Source organism: Amycolatopsis sp. NPDC089917 (genome assembly GCF_040684635.1).
Lineage (GTDB): Bacteria > Actinomycetota > Actinomycetes > Mycobacteriales > Pseudonocardiaceae > Amycolatopsis.
Genome location: NZ_JBFBGL010000027.1, coordinates 65,700 through 83,152, shown reverse-complemented (window position 1 = coordinate 83,152; position 17,453 = coordinate 65,700). Strand labels below are relative to the sequence as shown.

The following is a 17,453-nucleotide window of genomic DNA, read 5'->3' as shown; positions in this document are numbered from 1 at the left end:
TCAGGCTTCTCCCTGCGCCGCCCCGGTGATGTTCCGGACCATGCCGCCGAAGACGATCCCGTGGAACGGCGCGATCCCTTTCCAGTACGCGTGCCCGGCGAGGCCGTGCGGCTCGAACACCGCCCGCTGCCGGTAGACGGTCGCACCGTCCTCATCGGACTCGACGCTGAGTTCGAGCCAAGCACGTCCCGGCAGCTTCATCTCCGCCCGCAACCGCAGCAGCCGCGGCCGGTCGAGGTATTCGACGCGCCACCAGTCGAGCGCCTCGCCGAGGTGCAGCCGCCGGGGGTCGCGCCGTCCGCGCCGCAACCCGACGCCACCGACGAGCCGGTCGGCCCAGCCGCGGACCGACCACGCCAGCGGGAACGAGTACCAGCCGTGTTCCCCGCCGATGGACTCGATGACGTCCCACAGCGCTTCCGGGGTGGCGTCGGTCCGCTGCTCGCGTTTGTCCTCGTAGACGGTCCCGCCCGCCCAGTCCGGATCGCTCGGCAGCGGATCCGAGGGCGCGGACGCCGTCGACGCGTCCGACCAGCGGGTCGGCACATCGGCGTTGCGGATCCGGGTCAGCGCGAGTTCGACGGCGTGTTCGTAGTGCGTCAGGCCCTCCTCCGGGTCCGGGATGTGCTCGGCGATCGCGTGGTCGTGGCAGACGACCTCGTGCACGAGCGATTCGATCAGCGGTACGGCGATCGACTTCGGCACGGGCGTGACCAGGTTGACCCATTGGGCCGACAGCCACGGGGTCAGCACCGGCACGGGTACGACGGCCCGCCTCGGCAGTCCGGCGACCACGGCGTAGCGGCGCATCATGTCCACATAGGTCAGGACGTCCGGGCCGCCGATGTCGAAGGCACCGTTCACTTCGGACGGCAGTTCGGCGGCGTGCACGAGGTAGTGCAGCACGTCGCGGATGGCGATCGGCTGGATGCGGTTGCGCACCCAGCGCGGCGTGATCATCGCCGGGAGCCGTTCGGTCAGGTAGCGCAGCATCTCGAAGCTCGCCGAGCCCGAGCCGATGATCACCGCGGCCTGCAGGACGACGGCGGGCACGCCCGAGTCCAGCAGGACCTGGCCCACTTCGGCGCGGGACGCCAGATGCGGCGACAGCTCCTCGTCGTCCGGGACGATGCCGCCCAGGTACACCAGCCGCCGCGCGCCCGCCGTCTTCGCGGTCTCGGCGACGGTCCGTGCCGCGTCCCGGTCGACCTCGACGAAATCCTTGCGCGACAAGGAATGCACGAGGTAGTAGACGACGTCGCAGTCCGTCAGCGCCGTCTCGATCGACGCCGGATCGGTGACGTCGCCGCGTTCGACCTCGACGAGGTCACGCCACGGTTCCTCGGCGACCTTCTCCGGGGAGCGGGCCACGACGCGGACCTCGTGGCCCGCGTCGAGCAGTTGCGGCACCAGCCGTCCGCCGACATAACCCGTCGCCCCGAGCACCACACATCGCATGCCCCGAGTGTTCCCGGCGAAGCCGCACCGCGCAGCCCGAGTGGCCCGTTCAGGGTGCAAGCCGCCCCCGGACCTCCACGGTCGCGGCGATGCTGCCGCGGAGGAACCGCGCGACCGTCCGCCGCTCTTCCTCCCCCATGTCCCGCCACGCGGCGGCGTAGCGCTCGCCGAGGGGCAGGAAGAACTCGGCGCCGATCTGCCGGGCCTGGTCGTGCATCCGCAACTCGACCTTGCGCCGGTCGGTCGCGCTCCGGTCCCGGTACAGGTGTCCCGCCCGTTCCAGCCGGTCCAGCACCGACGTCGTCGCCGACGCGCTCAGGTGCAGGGCGCTCGCGAGCATGCTCGGGCTCATCGGGGCCCCCATCCTGGCCGCGTCCATGATCACCGCGAGCGCGTTGAGATCGGTCCGGTGCAGACCGTGCGCCTCACCGAACATCTCCGCGAACCGATCCGACTCGACGGTCAGCTGCCGCAGCAGGAGGACGAGCACGTCGTCCGTGACCTGTTCGACCTCGTCAGCACCCTCCGACATGTCCGAAACCTCCCCTCCTGTTGCCCCGTCCGGGTGACCACTCTACTATTTCGATGGTCGAAATATTCACTCGTCGAAGTAGCACTGCCACGGGAGCCATCCGTCCATGATCTCGGAAGTCGAACCCCCCACCCGCACGCGGTCACGCCTGCGGTGGCTGCTCCCCGCCCTCGTCGCCGTCGCCTGGCTGATCTTCGGCGGGTTCAGCGGCCCGTACGCCGGCAAGCTGAGCCAGGTCACGGAGAACGACAGCAGCAGCTTCCTGCCCGCCTCCGCCGAAGCGACCGAGGTCGGTGAGCTGCAGAAGCAGTTCTCCAGCTCGTCGGTCATCCCGGCGATCGTCGTCGCCGAACGGCCGTCGGGCCTGACCGAGGCCGACAAGCGGTTCCTGACCGACCGGACCGCGAGCCCGCGGCTGATCCCCGCGCCGCAGAGCGACGCGGGCGCGCAGGTCGTCGTGCTCCTGGACGCCACGAGCGATCCCGGCGACGGTGTCGAGGCACTGCGGGACGCGCTCGCCCGCGACACCCCCGACGGGTTGAAGGTGCTCGTGACCGGCCCCGCCGCCCAGGTCGCCGACCTCAAGGAGGCGTTCGGCGGGATCGACGGGCTCCTGCTCCTGGTCGCGGGCGCGGTGGTCGCCCTCATCCTGATCATCGTCTACCGGAGCCCGCTGCTCCCCCTGCTCGTCCTCCTGTCGGCGGTGTTCGCGCTGGGAATGGCGAGTCTCGCGGTGTACCTGCTCGCGGACCACGACGTGCTGGCGTTGAACGGGCAGAGCCAGGGGATCCTGTTCATCCTCGTCTTCGGCGCGGCCACCGACTACGCGCTGCTGATGATCTCCCGCTATCGCGAGGAACTCAGGACGACCGACGACGCCCGCTCCGCGCTCCGCACAGCCTGGCGCTCGACCATCGAGCCGATCGCGGCCTCGGCCGGGACCGTGATCCTCGGTGTCCTCTGCCTGCTGTTCAGCGATCTGAACTCCAACAAGGGCCTCGGCCCGGTCGCGGCCATCGGCATCGGCGCCGCGTTCCTCACGACCATCACGTTCCTGCCCGCGGTTCTGGCCTTGTGCGGGCGCAACGCCTTCTGGCCGTTCCGCCCGGCGGTGGCGCCGCCGAAGGAAGAGATCGGCGGGCTTTGGGGACGTGTCTCGGGCTGGATCTCCCGTGCGCCGCGCATGGTCTGGATCGTCACGACCGTCGTCCTGCTCGCGGGCGGCGCGTTCCTCCCGCAGCTCAAGGCTTCCGGGACCGCGCAGTCCGACGTCTTCCTCACGCCGGTCGATTCCGTGGCGGGGCAGGAAGTCCTTTCGCGCTACTTCCCCGGCGGTTCCGGTTCGCCCACGGTGATCATCACCCCCGCCGGGCAGGCACAGGCGGTCACCGCGCTGGCGCGCGTCCCCGGCGTCTCGGACGTTCGTCAGAGCACCGGCCCGGACGGGAAACCGGCGGAAGCGGGCGGGCTCGCGAAGATCGACGCGGTGCTGGCCGATCCCCCGGACTCCGATGCGGCCGTCGCGACGGTCCAGCGGATCCGCGAAGCCGTGCACGCCGTCGACGGGACGAAGGTCGGCGGACCTACGGCGACACTGCTCGACACCAGGGAGACCTCCGAACACGACCGCATGGTGATCATCCCGATCGTCCTGGTGGTGATCTTCCTGGTGCTCGCCCTGCTGCTGCGTTCGCTGCTCGCGCCGCTGCTGCTGATCGGCACGGTGGTGCTGTCGTTCGCCGCGACGATGGGCGTCTCGGCGCTGGTGTTCAACCACGTCTTCGACTTCCCCGGCGCCGATCCCGTCGTCCCGCTGTTCGGCTTCGTCTTCCTTGTCGCGCTGGGGATCGACTACAACATCTTCCTGATGACCCGGGTCCGCGAAGAGGCGGGCAGGATCGGCACGAGGGACGGGACTTTGCGCGGTCTGCGGGTCACCGGCGGCGTGATCACGTCCGCGGGCGTCGTCCTCGCCGCGACCTTCGCCGCCTTGGCCGTCCTGCCCATCCTCTTCCTGGCTCAGCTGGCGTTCATCGTCGCGTTCGGCGTTCTGCTCGATACGCTTCTGGTGCGCTCGCTGCTGGTACCGGCTCTGACGGTGGACGTCGGGCGGAAGATCTGGTGGCCGTCGAAGCTGGCGAAGACCGGCCGGGGATGAACGCGGCGATCGCCAGCGCGATCAGGGCGGTCGCCGACCCCAGTCCCATGATCAACCGGAAACCGCCCTGGGACGGAACCTGAACCGGTCCGAAGGAGACGGTCAGCTGCGCGAGGATCACGCCCGCGACGGCGCTCGAGATCGAAGTGCCGATCGCGCGCATCAGGGTGTTGAGACTGTTGGCGGCAGCCGTCTCCGACACCGGGACGGCGCCCATGATCAGCGCGGGCATCGCACCGTACGCGAGCCCGATGCCCGCGCCGATCAGGGCGGACACCAGCACCAGATGCCACACGCTCGCCATCAGGACGACGCCGAGGCCGTAGCCGGCGGCGACCACGAGCGCGCCGGACATCAGCGTCACCTTGGGTCCGCGTGCTTTCGTGATCCGCGCCGACAACGGGGCGGTCAGCATCATCACGACCCCGGACGGCACCAGCACGAGACCGGTCACGAGCATGGTCTGCCCCAGTCCGTAGCCGGTCGCGGCGGGGAGCTGGAGGATCTGCGGCAGCACCAGCGACTGCGCGAACATCGCGAAGGCGAACACGATCGACGTCAGGTTGGTCAGCAGGACCTGACGCCGGAACGTGGTCCGCAGGTCCACCAGCGGCCGGGCCGTCCGGAGCTCCCAGCGGCCCCACAGCAGCAGGACGAGCGCGGCCGTCCCGAACAGACCCAGGGTCCGCCCGCTCGCCCAGCCCCACTGCGCGCCCTTCGGGATCGCCAGCAGCAGGCAGACCAACGCGGTGGAGAGCCCGAGCGCGCCGACGAGATCGAACCGCCCGCCGGTGCGCACATTCGATTCGGGAACGAACGCCAGCACGAGCACCGTCACGACGACGCCGAGCCCGGCCGCGATCCAGAACAGCAGATGCCAGTCGGCGTTCTCGGCGAGCAACGCGGCCGCGGGCAGGCCGAGGGCGCCGCCGACACCGAGTGACGCACTCATCGTCGCGGTCGCCGAAGCGAGCCTTTCGGCCGGGAGCTCGTCGCGCATGATGCTGATCCCGAGCGGGATCACGCCGGCCGCGAAGCCCTGCAGCACCCGGCCGGCGACCATCGGCACCAGTGTGTCGCTGAGCCCGGCCACGACAGACCCCGCGATCAGCATGCCGAGGCTGAGCAGCAGCATCCGGCGTTTCCCGTACATGTCGCCGAGCCTGCCGACGACGGGCGTCGCGACGGCGCTCGCGAGCAACGTCGCCGTGATGACCCAGGTCGCGTCGGCGGGTGACGCGTCCAGGAGCTCCGGCAGCTTCGGGATCAACGGGATGACCAGGGTCTGCATCAGCGAGACCACGATCCCGCCCAGCGCTAACACCACCACGACCGGCTGAGGACGTGGCACAGGCTGAGTCATACAAGGCCTCCGGGAAGGGATCGGGAGCTAACGGGTCCAACTTAAGTCAGTTGATTGACTTATGCCAACAGTCCGGGCACTGTGTGCATCACGCGACCACCACGCTGAAGGAGCCCTTGATGACGCAGAGCGACCTTGATCGGCTGCCGAGCTTCCCGTTCCCGACCGAGGCCGCCCTCGAACCGCCCGCCGAATGGGCCGAGTTCCGCTCGAAGTGCCCGGTCGCCAAGGTCACCCTCGCGAGCGGCGACGAAGCGTCGCTGATCACGCGCTACGCGGACGTCAAACGCGTCCTGTCCGATCCGCGGTTCACCAGGCCGACCCCCGAGGACAACGCGGCGAGGGTCGCGGACACCGAGTCCGGCGGGGTCTTCAACAGCGAGATGGCGGGCGTGATCCCCCAGCACGGCGAGGCGCACCTGAAATGGCGCCGGATGCTCGGGAAGTGGTTCACCGCCAAGCGGATGAACGCGCTGCGGCCGCGGATGGAGGCGATGGCCGTCCAGCTGATCGACGGGATGGCCGCGAAGGGCGAACCCGCGGATCTCAAGGCGGGCCTGGCGTTTCCGCTGCCGGTGTGGGTCATCTGCGACATGCTCGGTGTCCCGGACACCGACCGCGAGCGGTTCGCCCACTGGTCCGACGTGATGCTCAGCATGACCCGCTACACCCAGGCGGAATTCGACATCGCGCAGGTGGAATTCGGCCGGTACATGGGCGGGCACATCGCGGCCAAGCGGGCCGACCCGGGTGAGGACATCCTGAGCGCGCTCATCACCGACACCGACTCCGACGGCGAGCGCTGGTCCGACGCGCTGCTCGTCGCCACCGGGATCGGCCTGCTGATCGCCGGGCACGAGACCACCGCGAACATGATCGCGAAGATGGTGGCGATGCTGCTGGCGGACCGGAGCCGCTGGGAGGCGCTGCTCGCGGACCGGTCGCTCATCCGCACCGCGGTCGAGGAATCCCTTCGCCTGGACGCCAACGCGGGGATCGGCATGTCGCGTTACCTCACCGAGGATTTCGAGGTCGGCGGGACGACGTTGCCGTCGGGCACCACCGCGATGTGCAGCATGGCTTCGGCCAACCGCGACGAAGACGCGTTCGAAGGCGCGGCCGACATGACGCTCGACCGCAGCCCGAACCCGCATCTGGCGTTCGGCGCCGGCGCGCACGCGTGCCTCGGGCAACCGCTCGCCCGCACCGAACTCCAGGTCGTCCTCGGGGTCCTGCTGGAGAAACTGCCCACGCTGGAACTCGCCGTCGCGGCGGCGGACCTGCGCAAGGTCGAAGGGCTCGCCGTCGGCGGACTGCGGGAACTGCCCGTGCGATGGTGATGCCCATGACGAGTGAGATCACCGGCACCCGCGCCGAACGGGCGCACGCGACGCGGGAACTGATCCTGACCGCGGCGGAACGGCTGTTCGCCGAACACGGCGTCTTCGCGGTGTCCAACCGCCAGGTCAGCGAGGCGGCGGGACAGGGCAACAACACCGCCGTCGGCTACCACTTCGGCACCAAGGCCGATCTGGTCCGCGCGATCGCGCGGCGGCATTCGGGACCGATCGAGGAGATCCGGCGCCGGATGCTGGCCGACATCGGCGACAGCACGGACCTGCGCGAGTGGATCGGCTGCCTGGTGACCCCGGTCGCCGAACACCTGGCCACGCTCGGCAGTCCCACCTGGTTCGCGCGCTTCGGCGCGCAGGTGATGACCGACCCCGCGTTCCGCCCGATCATGGTCGAGGAATCGCTGACCTCGCCGTCACTGGTCCGGATCGTCGAAGGACTGCACCGCTGCCTGCCCGACCTGCCCGCCGACGTCCGCGCCGAACGCGGCGACATGGCCCGGCAACTGCTGGTTCACATCGTCGCCGAACGCGAACGCGCCCTCGCCGAAGGCACCCCTACTCCCCGGTCCACCTGGCAAGACGCCGCGACCGGGCTCATCGACGCACTCGCCGGGATGTGGCTGGCACCGGTCACCCCCTGCCCTGACGAAGGAAGAGGACCATGAAGATCACCGTCGACCAGGACAAGTGCTGCGGCGCCGGAACCTGCGTGCTGCTCGCCCCCGACGTCTTCGACCAGCGGGAGGAGGACGGCATCGTCCTCCTGCTCGACGAGGCGCCCGGCGCCGGACTGCACGACATCGTCCGCGAGGCCGCCGATGTCTGCCCCGGCGCCGCCATCACGGTGAACGAGTGACCCTGCTCGTAGTCGGCGCCTCCGCCGCCGGCCTCGGAACGGTGGAAGCCTTGCGCCGCAAGGGTTACTCGGAGCGGATCACGATGCTGGGCGCCGAGCCGCATCTCCCCTACGACAGACCGCCACTGTCCAAACAGGTCCTTTCCGGACACTGGGAACCCGCCCGGACACAGCTGCGACCGGCCGAGCGGTTGTCCACTTTGGACGCTGAGTTCCTGCTCGGCGACGCGGCCGTTTCCCTGGACGTCCGGGAAAGGACCGTCCGCACCGCCTCGGAGCGGACCCTGACCGCGGACGGGATCGTGCTCGCCACCGGCCTGCGACCACGCACCCTTCCAGGGCAGGACGGTCTCGACGGCGTTCACGTCCTCCGCACCCTCGACGACGCGCTGGCCCTGCGGACCGATCTCCTGTCCCGCCCCCGGACAGTGGTCGTCGGCGACGGCGTCCTCGGCACCGAGATCGCCGCCACCGCCGCCGGGATGGGCGTGCCGGTCACTCTCGCGGGACCGCAACCGGCGCCGCTGGCGGCCCAGTTCGGCCCGGTGGTCTCGGATCTGCTGGCGGACCTGCACACCGCACGCGGCGTGAACCTGCGGCTCGGCGCGGCGGTCACCGGACTGGAGTCCCAGGACGGGCGCGTCACCGGCGTGCGCCTGGAGACCGGCGAGGTACTCCCCGCGGACGTCGTCGTGGTGGCGTTCGGCGCGACACCGAACACGGAATGGCTCGAAGGCAGCGGACTGGCGCTGGCGAACGGCGTCGTCTGCGATTCCCGGTGCCGCGCCGCGGAGGGCGTCCACGCCGTGGGCGACGTGGCGCGCTGGCATCACCAAACGCTCGATGTGGCCCTGCGCCTGGAAAACCGGACCAACGCCCTTGAGCAGGCGGGGCACGTCGCCGGGGTCGTCCTGGGCGACGACCGGCCCTACACCCCGGTCCCCTACTTCTGGACCGATCAGTTCGACACCAAGATCCACGTGCACGGAATCCTCTTCGCGGACGCCGAAGTGTCCATTGTGGAAGGTTCACTGGCCGAACGCCGCTTCGTCGCGCAATACCGGCGGAACGGCGTGGTGACCGGCGTCCTCGGCTGGAACATGCCCAAACAAGCCCGTCTGCGCCGTCCGGACCTCACCGGCGCTCTCGTTGGAGGAAAACCGTGACCACCACCCCGTCCTTCCCCGCCGCCAGGGCCGCGGGCTGCCCGTTCGACCCGCCTCCCGTCATCCGGTCGCTGCAGGAGGAGACGCCCCTCGCACGGGTCCGGCTGTGGGACGACAGCACGCCTTGGCTCGCGACCCGGTACTCCGACCAGCGGAAACTGCTGTCGGATCCCCGGGTCAGCGCCGACATCACCCGGCCCGGGTACCCGAGTCCGACACCGCTGCGCAACGGGTCCATCAGCTTCATCCTGATGGACGACCCCGAACACGCCCGGCTGCGCCGGATGGTGACCGCGCCGTTCACCATCAAACGGGTGGAGGCCATGCGACCCGGCGTCCAGAAGATCGTGGACGACCTGATCGACGAGATGCTGGCCGGTCCGAACCCCGCCGACCTCGTCACGGCGTTCGCGCTTCCGGTGCCGTCGCTGGTGATCTGCCAGTTGCTCGGTGTCCCCTACGCCGACCACGATTTCTTCCAGGACAACAGCAATGTCCTGATCAACCGCGAGGCCACTCCGGAGGCGAAGGCCACCGCGGGTGCCGCGCTGGGCGGGTACCTCGACACCCTGATCGGCGAGAAACTCGACAAGCCCGGCGAAGATCTGCTGTCCGGTCTCACCGAGCGGATCCGCGCCGGCGAACTGACCCGGCAGGAGGCGGCCCAGATGGGCGTCCTCATGCTGATCGCCGGACACGAGACGACCGCCAACATGATCGCGCTGGGCACGCTGGCGCTGCTCGAACATCCGGACCAGCTCGCCCTGCTCCGCGACACGGACGACCCGAAACTCGTCGCCTCAGCCGTCGAAGAACTGTTGCGTTACCTGCACATCACGCACAACGGACGTCGGCGGGTCGCGCTCGAAGACATCGAAATCGCCGGGCAGGTCATCAAGGCGGGCGAAGGCATCATCCTCGCCAACGACATCGGCAACCGCGATCCCGAAGTCTTCCCGGACCCCGACCGCCTCGACCTCCGCCGTGACTCCCGTCGTCACGTGGCCTTCGGGTTCGGCGTGCACCAATGCCTCGGCCAGCCGCTCGCGCGGATGGAACTCCAGGTCGTCTACAGCACGCTGTACCGGCGGATCCCGACGCTGCGGCTCGCCACGGACCTGTCGGAAGTGAAGTTCAAGCACGACGGATCCGTGTACGGGGTGTACGGATTGCCCGTAGCCTGGTGACATGAGCGAGGACCGGGACTCCATCGACGAGCGCATCCAGGACGCCGCCGAGCGAGCCGACCTGGACGAACTCCGGCAGCTGGCCGACGGCGGCAGCAGTGACGCCGCGGACCAGCTGATCGAAACGGCGACCGAACTGGGCGCGCTGGACGAACTGCGCCGGCTGGCGGAACGCGGTAACCAGGACGCCGCGGATCAGCTGGCCGAGCTCACCGAGGAGTAGCTTCCCGCATCGCCGGGATCAGCACGGGAAGCGCAGCCACGAGCGCGAGGCCGCGGACGACACCCGCGACAGGGTAAGGAACACGAAGCCCGAACCTGTGCGCGAGCACTCCGCCGGTCAGCGCGCCGAGCGGCATCAGTCCCCAGCCGAGCAGCCGGTACACGCTGTTGACGCGGCCGAGCAGCGACGACGGCACCACCCGCTGCCGGACGCTGACCGTGACGACGTTCCAGATCGTCGTCACGAATCCGCTCACCGCCAAGAGCCCGCCGAGGACGGCGACGTTCGGGCTGAACCCCATGCCGACGAAGACGACGGCGTTCACGGCGAGCGAGACGAGGAGCGCGCGAAGGTCGCCGAGGCGGGCGACCAGCCGCGCGCTCACCAGACCGCCCGAGATCCCACCGAGCGCCGCCCCGGCGAGCAGCAGACCGAACGATCCCGCGCCGAGATGCAGCGCGTCGGTCACGAACAGCACGAGGGTCGCGTTCCCGAACTGACCGCAGAAGGTGTTGACGCCGAGCAGCAAGGCGAGAGTGCGCAACAGGCGATGTCTCGTCAGCCAGCGAAGGCCATCGAGAACCTTCACCTGTTCCGAGGCCGCTTGTCGTCGTCTGGGCAGCCTGGCCAGCAGCAGGGCGGCGAGGACGAACGACGCGGCGTCGACGGCGAACGGGAGTGTCCAGGCGAGCGCGAAGAACAAACTCCCGAGAGGCGGGCCCAGGAACTGCCTGCCGACGACCAATGCCACCTGCTGGCTGCCGTTTGCCTGGTGCAGCAGGGCTTTCGGAACGAGATCCGGCAGCGCTGTTTGCGCGGCGTTGTCGTAGAAGACGTCGCAAGACCCCAGGGCGAACGCGAGGACGACGAGCAACGGCACGGTGACGAGCTCGGCCGCGACGAGCACGGTGAGCACGCCGACAATCAGGGCTTGGAGCGTCTGTGTTCGCCACAGGAGGGTGATTCGGTCAGCCCTGTCGACGACGGAACCGGCGGTGAGCGACAGCAGAAGCCACGGCAGATACGTCGCGGCGGAGACCAGGGCGACGTCTCTCGCGTCGTGGCTCACCGTCACGGCCAGCAACGGCAACGCGGCGGCGAAGACGCCGTTGCCGAGGCTGTCGATCCCGGTGGCCCACCACAGTCGCCGGTAGGCGCGGGGTAAGTCGGACATGATCGGATCGTGGTGACGTCCGGCGTTCCGGGGACACCATTTAGCTCCGGGCTACATACTCGGGCGATGCCGATGACCCTCGAACTCGGTGTCGCCGAACTGGCCGCGACCCGGTTCGCGATCTCGCCGCTGTCCGAGACCGTGGCCGGTTTGCAGCAGCTCGCCGGGATCGACCGGAACGCGGTCAACCTGCCCTGGCTTCGGTGGGCGCGCGAGGAACTCGATCGCGAGCCGCTCGGCCTTTCACGGACTTGGCGGTTGCTCGTGACCGGCAGGCTCGGCTGGCCCGAGTTCCTCGTACCGGCGCCGCGGGACTCCGGGGATTCCCTCGAAAACGACCTCAGCGCGCTGCAGCGGACCCCCGAAGACCGGGTGAGGGCGTGCCTCGGCCGGGTCTTCGGCGAAAAACTTCCTCCCGCCGCCGCGCGCCTCGCCGATGATCCCGTGTCGGGTCTGCGAGAGGTCGCCGAGGAACTGCGCCGTGCTCACGACCGCCTTGTCGCACCGCATTGGCCGCGGATCCGGGCGGTGCTGGACGCCGATGTCGCGTACCACGCCCGGGCCCTGACCGCGGGCGGTGCCGAGCGGTTGTTCGCGGACCTGCATCCGGATCTGCGCTGGCGCGACGATCGGGTGATTCTGGCGGGCGAGCGGTGGCGCGATCAGCATCGTGTCATCACGCGGGGGCCGGGCGGGCTCGTCCTGATGCCTGTCGTCCTCGGGTCGCCGTACGTCCTGGTCAAGGAGAACACTTCGACCCAGACCACGATCCGCTACCCGGCGCGGGGAACCGGCGCGCTGTGGGCGGCCGGAACCCGGTCACCCGGGTCCAGCGCGGTACGGCTGCTGGGCAAGACGCGGGCCGACCTGCTCTCGGCGCTGTCCTCCCCCGCGACCACGACCGACCTGGCGCAGGCTCTCGGCGTGACTCCGAGCGCCGTTTCGCAGCACCTCAAGGTCTTGCGGGACAGCGGCCTGGTCGCGCGGGAACGCACCGGCCGCAGCGTTCTGTACCTGACGACCCCGCTCGGCGAGCGCCTGCTCTGACGCTCAGAGATCGACCCGAGGTGAGCGAAGGCGTGACTCACGTGATCAGACGGCGTTCATAGTGTTCGCCGTCTGATCACGAGAGATCCGTCTCTGATCACGAGTGTTCGCCGTCTGATCACGCGTGATCGCCCATCTCACGAGGCTCGACCGCGACCCACGTGCGTATCGACAGCACCCGCCTCAGCGCGGCGGAGACGGCGGCCCTAATCCAGCGTTGGATGCCGGAGTGAGCGGCTCGTACTGGCGCCGAGCACCCGCGAAGCCATCCACGCCAGCGCGTCGGCCGTGCGCGCCGGGGTGTCCGACGGCTGCATGATGTGGCTCAGCACCGTCCGGACCACGACGTCGATGGCGACGTCGAGATGCTCGCCGTCCAGCGGCGGGTCGTAGGAGCGGACGCGACCGCGCAGCATGATCGTCGCTTCGCTCAGGAGGCTACCCGCCCGGACGGTCAGCAGCGGCAGCAGTTCGGTGTCGGCGCCGTGTGTGGCCGAGACGATGGCGCGCAGCAGGAGATTGTCGTCGGCGAGTTCGAGGACGCCGCGGACGGCGTCGTGGATCGCCTCGACGAGGTCATCGGGGTGCCGTTCGAAGGCGTCCTGGACGACCGAGAGGAACCGCGCGAGTTCGTGCGAGATCATCGCTTCGGCCAGCTGGGTCTTCGAGCCGAGCTCGTTGTACACGGTCTGACGGCTGACCCCGACGATCTCCGCGAGCTTGCTCATCGTCACCGAGGCCCAGCCGGAACGCACGGTCAGCTCGATCGCCGACGCGACGATCGGCTGCCGGTACGGACCACCCGTGGCCGCGGCGGAGGGGGCCTCGCTCATGATCGACATTCTAGGCTGCCGTCGACTCGGCGAACGCCAGCGCCTCGGGCCACGGCGCCCGCCCGGCGATGTGGCGGCGGTACTTCATGATCTCGCGCGGCCGGTCGAGGGTGAGCGCGCCGACGATCCGGTCCCCGCGCCGGTACAACGCGGTGAAGCCGCCGGACGCCGGGATCGCGGTCACCACCTCGTCCGCGCGCGGGGTGCCGACGAACTGGATCCGGTGGTCGTACCAGTCCGACCAGAAGTACGGCACCGGAGCCAGCGCCCGCGCCGACTCCGGTGCCAGCGCGTGACGAGCGGCCGCGGCACCCTGCTCCGCGGCGTTCGTCCAGTGCTCCAGCCGCATCAATTCGCCGTCGAACAGCGGGTTCTCGGCGTGGGCGACGTCCCCGGCGGCATACACGCCGGGCACCCCGGTCGCGAGCGTGGCGTCGCAGACCACTCCGCCGTCGCCCTCGTGCAGCGGCACCCCGCTCCCGGCCAGCCAGCCGGTGGCCGGGACGACACCGATGCCGGCGACGACGAGATCCGCGGGCAGCACTTCACCGGTCGAAAGCCGGACACCGGTCACCGCGCCGTCGCCGGATTCCAGACCGGTGACCTGCGTGGACAACCGCAGCTCCGTGCCCGCCTCCCAGTGCAGCGAAGCGCACATCGCACCGGCCTCGGCCCCGACAGATCGCGTGAGCGGGACGTCGAGCGCCTCGACGATCGTGGACGGCAGCCCGCGCTTCCGGGCGGCCGCGGCGACCTCCGAACCGATGAAACCCGCCCCGATCACGACCGTCCGCGCCCCGCCGTCGAGAGCGGCCCGGACGGCCAGGGCGTCCTCGGCGGTCCTCAGCGTGTGGACTCCGGCGATCCCTTCGCTGCCGGGCAACCGCCGCGCGGTGGCGCCGGTCGCGATCACCAGAGCGTCGTAGGAAACGGTCGTGCCCGCCACCGAAACCTCGCGAGCGGCGGTGTCGAGCCCGTCCGCGGGCGCGCCGAGCATCAAGTCGACGCCGAGTTCGTCGCGCAACGCGGCCTCGGTGTGGAACGGCTCGACGTCCCCGGAACCTTCCTTGTCGAGGAACGCCTTCGACAGCGGGAGCCGGTCATACGGCGGATGCTCTTCCGCGCCGATCAGCACGATCCGCCCTCGGTACCCGTCCCGCCGGGCGGCCTCCACCGCGCGCAGTCCGGCCAGTGACGCTCCCACGACGACCAGTGCCATGGTCAGTCCCGCAGTTTGAGGGCGAGGACAGGGCAAGCGTCGACGGCGGCCGAAAGGTCCTGCCGGTGCTCCTCGCCCGGCTGCTCGTCGAGCACCACGACCGTGCCGTCGTCACCCACTTCGAAGAAGTCGGGCGCCATCGCCTCGCACATGCCCAGCCCGTCGCATTTCGCGCGGTCCGCCTCGATCTTCATCATGCTCCGACCCTTCCCGGTGCCACGAAATCGACCTTCTCCCGCACCCCGCAGTCCGGACAGCACCACGAATCCGGGATCGACGACCAAGGCGTGCCGGCGGGGAAACCCTCCCGCGGGTCGCCGAGCTTTTCGTCGTAGACGTAGCCGCAGCCCGGGCACATCCCGCCCTCGGTCGCGTCGCCGTGCGTGTCTTCGGCCGCCCTGGACGGCGCCGTGACGCGGGTTCCGTAGCGCGCCAGGATCTTCCCGTGCTTCGACGGCTGGATGTTGGCGCGGGAGATGTCACCGTCGAAGTGCGCGAGCACCCTCGGATCCATCACGCGGCGCCAGACCGGCGGGATCAGCGCCAGCACGATCATCCCGGCGTACCCCGTCGGCAGGACCGGAGATTCCGCGAAATCGCGCAGGGTCTGGTAACGGCGGGTCGGGTTGGCGTGGTGATCGCTGTGCCGCTGCAGGTGGTACAGCAGGACGTTGGTGGCGATGTTGTTGGAATTCCAGCTGTGGCTGGGGTCGACCCGTTCGTAGCGTCGCCGGTTCGGCGGGCCGACCTTCTGCCGCCGCATGCCGTAGTGCTCCATGTAGTTCACGACCTCCAGCAGCGAGAAGCCGATCACGGCCTGGATCACCAGGTACGGCAGGATTCCCGGGCCCAGCCACACGGTCAGCGCCGCCCACAGCACCGCGGACATCAGCCAGGCGTTGAGGACGTCGTTGCCGATCCGGAACGGATGCCGGTCGCGCCGGGCGTACCGCTTGCGCTCCAGGCCCCAGGCGGACTTCAGCGAGCCGAACACCGTGCGCGGCCAGAATCGGTAAAAGCTCTCCCCCACCCGGCTGCTGGCCGGGTCCTCCGGAGTCGCGACCCGGACGTGATGGCCGCGGTTGTGCTCGATGTAGAAGTGGCCGTAGAAGCTCTGCGCCAGCGCGATCTTCGACAGCCAGCGCTCGTGACTTTCCTTCTTGTGCCCGAGTTCGTGCGCGGTGTTGATGCCGATGCCACCGATGCAGCCGATCGAGATCGCCAGGCCGATCTTGTCCACGACGGACAGATCCCCGTTGGCGATCAGCCAGAACGCGGCCACGAAACCCGCGTACTGGATGGGCAGGAACGCGAAGGTGATCCAGCGGTAGTAGCGGTCCTTCTCCAGCCGCTCGATGACGTCGTCCGGCGGGTTGTCCCGGTCCAGCCCGGCGATCAGGTCGATCAGCGGGACGACCACGAGGATGACGATCGGCCCGATCCAGAACCACACGCCCCAGCCGGTGGCCGCGTACAGGCCCATGGCGAGGAACGCGAGCGAGGGCACCACCAGGCCGATCAGCCACAGATACCGCTTGCGATCGGTCCATCCTTCGGTCGAGCCCGCCGGGATCGTGCCCGTCATCTCGCTCATCGCACCCTCCTCCGTTGGCTGGGTTTACAAAACTGTAGGTGATGTACACCCGGTTTGACAAGCCGACACTTTTTGTAAACCCGCCGTTGCTTCATTTCGTGAGAGATTGGCGATATCTTGTATTCGTAAGGAAACTTACTTAACTTGTGACGACACGCCGCGACCCACTTCGTCCGCCCCGAAGGAGCGCGAATGCCCCGATCACCTCGCCGGATCCGCCCCGCCGCCGTCGCCACCGTCGCCGCGGCCCTGCTGGTCCTGCCCGCCACGACCGCCGTCGCGAGCCCCACGGCGAACAGCCCCTGGCCAGGCGGTTCAGCCGTGTCGAACGCCGACGATTCCGACGTTCTGGGCGGCAACATGAGCGGTCTGTCCTTCCAAGGCGCCGACGTCCTGTGGGCCGTGAAGAACGGTCCCGGCACGCTGTACCGCCTCGTACGCAACGGCACGAAGTGGAAGCCGGACACCGCCAACGGCTGGTCGTCCGGCAAGGCGCTGCGCTACCGCAGCGGCAAGGGCGACCCTGACGCAGAAGCCGTCGTCGCCACCCCGGACGGCGTGGTCGCGGCCACCGAACGCGACGGTGACAACGACAAGAAGAGCACACTCAAGGTGCTCCGCTACGACGTCTCCGGCTCAGCCAAGACCCTTACCGCCAAGGCCGAATGGGATCTGACGGCGGACCTGCCGAAGGTCTCGGCCAACGACGGGCTCGAAGCCGTCTCATGGATCCCGGACAGCGCCCTCACCGCGAAGGGCTTCGTGGACGAGCGCACGAAGGCGCCGTACAACCCGAGCACCTACCCGGGCCACGGCACCGGCCTCTACCTCGTCGGTCTCGAGAGCAACGGGATGATCTACGCCTACGCGCTCGACCAGGCGGGCGGGAAGTACACCCGCGTCGCGAGCTTCGCGAGCGGGCTCGACTCGATCATGGAGCTCGAATACGAGGCTTCGTCCGGCAAGCTGTGGGCGGTCTGCGACGACAACTGCGACGGCAACTTGACGACGCTCTCCGTCGGCACGCAGGGCAAATTCGCCGTGACCGCCACCTACAACCGGCCGAGCGCGATGAAGAACTACAACAACGAAGGTTTCGCCATCTCGCCCACCTGCGCCTCCGGGAGCAAGCAGGTGGTCTGGGCCGACGACGGGAACGAAGGCGGCCACGCGCTCCGGGCCGGCTCCCTTTCCTGCGGCTGAGCACCGGGGTCGTGAGTGGTAAGTCGCGTTAGAACGTCACTTACCACTCACGACCACCCCGACCGATGCATCGATTCCGGCCTTT

General features: G+C 69.4%; 16 protein-coding genes and 1 pseudogene. 9 read left to right on the top strand and 8 right to left on the bottom strand.

Annotated elements, in window-relative coordinates; translation table 11 throughout:
• Both AB0N89_RS20830 and AB0N89_RS20825 read right to left on the bottom strand, forming a co-directional pair.
• The gene (locus AB0N89_RS20830; RefSeq protein WP_364206768.1) at positions 1–1,458 is read right to left on the bottom strand and encodes an SDR family oxidoreductase; all 1,458 of its coding nucleotides are present in this window, start codon (positions 1,456–1,458) and stop codon (positions 1–3) included.
• 49 nt (positions 1,459–1,507) lie between these two features.
• Positions 1,508–1,990 (bottom strand): MarR family transcriptional regulator, encoded by a 483-nt coding sequence (locus tag AB0N89_RS20825; RefSeq protein WP_364206766.1) that lies wholly within the window; start codon positions 1,988–1,990, stop codon positions 1,508–1,510.
• A 106-nt stretch (positions 1,991–2,096) separates the two neighbouring features.
• On the opposite strand from AB0N89_RS20825, the gene AB0N89_RS20820 reads away from it, so the two are divergent.
• Positions 2,097–4,148, top strand: coding sequence for an MMPL family transporter (locus tag AB0N89_RS20820; protein WP_364206764.1), 2,052 nt, complete (start codon positions 2,097–2,099; stop codon positions 4,146–4,148).
• On the opposite strand, the pseudogene AB0N89_RS20815 reads toward AB0N89_RS20820, so the two are convergent.
• Positions 4,114–5,511: pseudogene (locus tag AB0N89_RS20815) on the bottom strand (MFS transporter); the annotation flags it as partial. The gene AB0N89_RS20820 and the pseudogene AB0N89_RS20815 sit on opposite strands and share 35 nt — an antisense overlap.
• A gap of 119 nt (positions 5,512–5,630) precedes the next feature.
• On the opposite strand from AB0N89_RS20815, the gene AB0N89_RS20810 reads away from it, so the two are divergent.
• Genes AB0N89_RS20810 through AB0N89_RS20785 form a run of 6 tightly spaced genes read left to right on the top strand, consistent with a single transcriptional unit; the run spans position 5,631 to position 10,298 of the window.
• Positions 5,631–6,851, top strand: coding sequence for a cytochrome P450 (locus AB0N89_RS20810; protein ID WP_364206762.1), 1,221 nt, complete (start codon positions 5,631–5,633; stop codon positions 6,849–6,851).
• Positions 6,852–6,856: 5 nt separating this feature from the next.
• Positions 6,857–7,531 (top strand): TetR family transcriptional regulator, encoded by a 675-nt coding sequence (locus tag AB0N89_RS20805; protein WP_364206760.1) that lies wholly within the window; start codon positions 6,857–6,859, stop codon positions 7,529–7,531.
• The gene (locus tag AB0N89_RS20800; RefSeq protein WP_364206758.1) at positions 7,528–7,722 is read left to right on the top strand and encodes a ferredoxin; all 195 of its coding nucleotides are present in this window, start codon (positions 7,528–7,530) and stop codon (positions 7,720–7,722) included. Before AB0N89_RS20805 ends, AB0N89_RS20800 begins: the two co-directional genes overlap by 4 nt.
• Complete coding sequence (locus AB0N89_RS20795) at positions 7,719–8,888, top strand: FAD-dependent oxidoreductase (protein ID WP_364206757.1); 1,170 nt, start codon at positions 7,719–7,721, stop codon at positions 8,886–8,888. The genes AB0N89_RS20800 and AB0N89_RS20795 overlap by 4 nt, the downstream gene beginning before the upstream one ends.
• On the top strand, positions 8,885–10,075 hold the full coding sequence (locus AB0N89_RS20790) for a cytochrome P450 (protein ID WP_364206755.1): 1,191 nt from the start codon (positions 8,885–8,887) through the stop codon (positions 10,073–10,075). Before AB0N89_RS20795 ends, AB0N89_RS20790 begins: the two co-directional genes overlap by 4 nt.
• A 1-nt stretch (position 10,076) precedes the next feature.
• Positions 10,077–10,298 (top strand): hypothetical protein, encoded by a 222-nt coding sequence (locus AB0N89_RS20785; RefSeq protein ID WP_364206753.1) that lies wholly within the window; start codon positions 10,077–10,079, stop codon positions 10,296–10,298.
• Here AB0N89_RS20785 and AB0N89_RS20780 read toward each other — a convergent pair.
• A complete protein-coding gene (locus tag AB0N89_RS20780) occupies positions 10,285–11,472 on the bottom strand; it encodes an MFS transporter (RefSeq protein ID WP_364206751.1) in 1,188 nt (395 codons plus the stop codon). The genes AB0N89_RS20785 and AB0N89_RS20780 overlap by 14 nt on opposite strands.
• A 66-nt stretch (positions 11,473–11,538) precedes the next feature.
• On the opposite strand from AB0N89_RS20780, the gene AB0N89_RS20775 reads away from it, so the two are divergent.
• Entirely contained in the window at positions 11,539–12,519 is a 981-nt protein-coding gene (locus tag AB0N89_RS20775) for a metalloregulator ArsR/SmtB family transcription factor (RefSeq protein WP_364206749.1), read from the top strand.
• Between the two features lie 206 nt (positions 12,520–12,725).
• Here AB0N89_RS20775 and AB0N89_RS20770 read toward each other — a convergent pair whose 3' ends face one another.
• Genes AB0N89_RS20770 through AB0N89_RS20755 form a run of 4 tightly spaced genes read right to left on the bottom strand, consistent with a single transcriptional unit; the run spans position 12,726 to position 16,165 of the window.
• On the bottom strand, positions 12,726–13,361 hold the full coding sequence (locus AB0N89_RS20770; RefSeq protein ID WP_364206747.1) for a TetR family transcriptional regulator: 636 nt from the start codon (positions 13,359–13,361) through the stop codon (positions 12,726–12,728).
• A gap of 1 nt (position 13,362) precedes the next feature.
• Entirely contained in the window at positions 13,363–14,571 is a 1,209-nt protein-coding gene (locus AB0N89_RS20765; protein WP_364206745.1) for an FAD-dependent oxidoreductase, read from the bottom strand.
• 2 nt (positions 14,572–14,573) lie between these two features.
• Positions 14,574–14,768, bottom strand: coding sequence for a ferredoxin (locus tag AB0N89_RS20760; protein ID WP_037338602.1), 195 nt, complete (start codon positions 14,766–14,768; stop codon positions 14,574–14,576).
• Positions 14,765–16,165 (bottom strand): fatty acid desaturase, encoded by a 1,401-nt coding sequence (locus AB0N89_RS20755; RefSeq protein ID WP_364206743.1) that lies wholly within the window; start codon positions 16,163–16,165, stop codon positions 14,765–14,767. The genes AB0N89_RS20760 and AB0N89_RS20755 overlap by 4 nt, the downstream gene beginning before the upstream one ends.
• 192 nt (positions 16,166–16,357) lie before the next feature.
• Between AB0N89_RS20755 and AB0N89_RS20750 the strand changes: the two genes are divergently transcribed.
• Positions 16,358–17,368: a hypothetical protein gene (locus tag AB0N89_RS20750; RefSeq protein ID WP_364206741.1), complete on the top strand. Its 1,011-nt coding sequence runs from the start codon at positions 16,358–16,360 to the stop codon at positions 17,366–17,368.
• Positions 17,369–17,453: the final 85 nt, after the last annotated feature.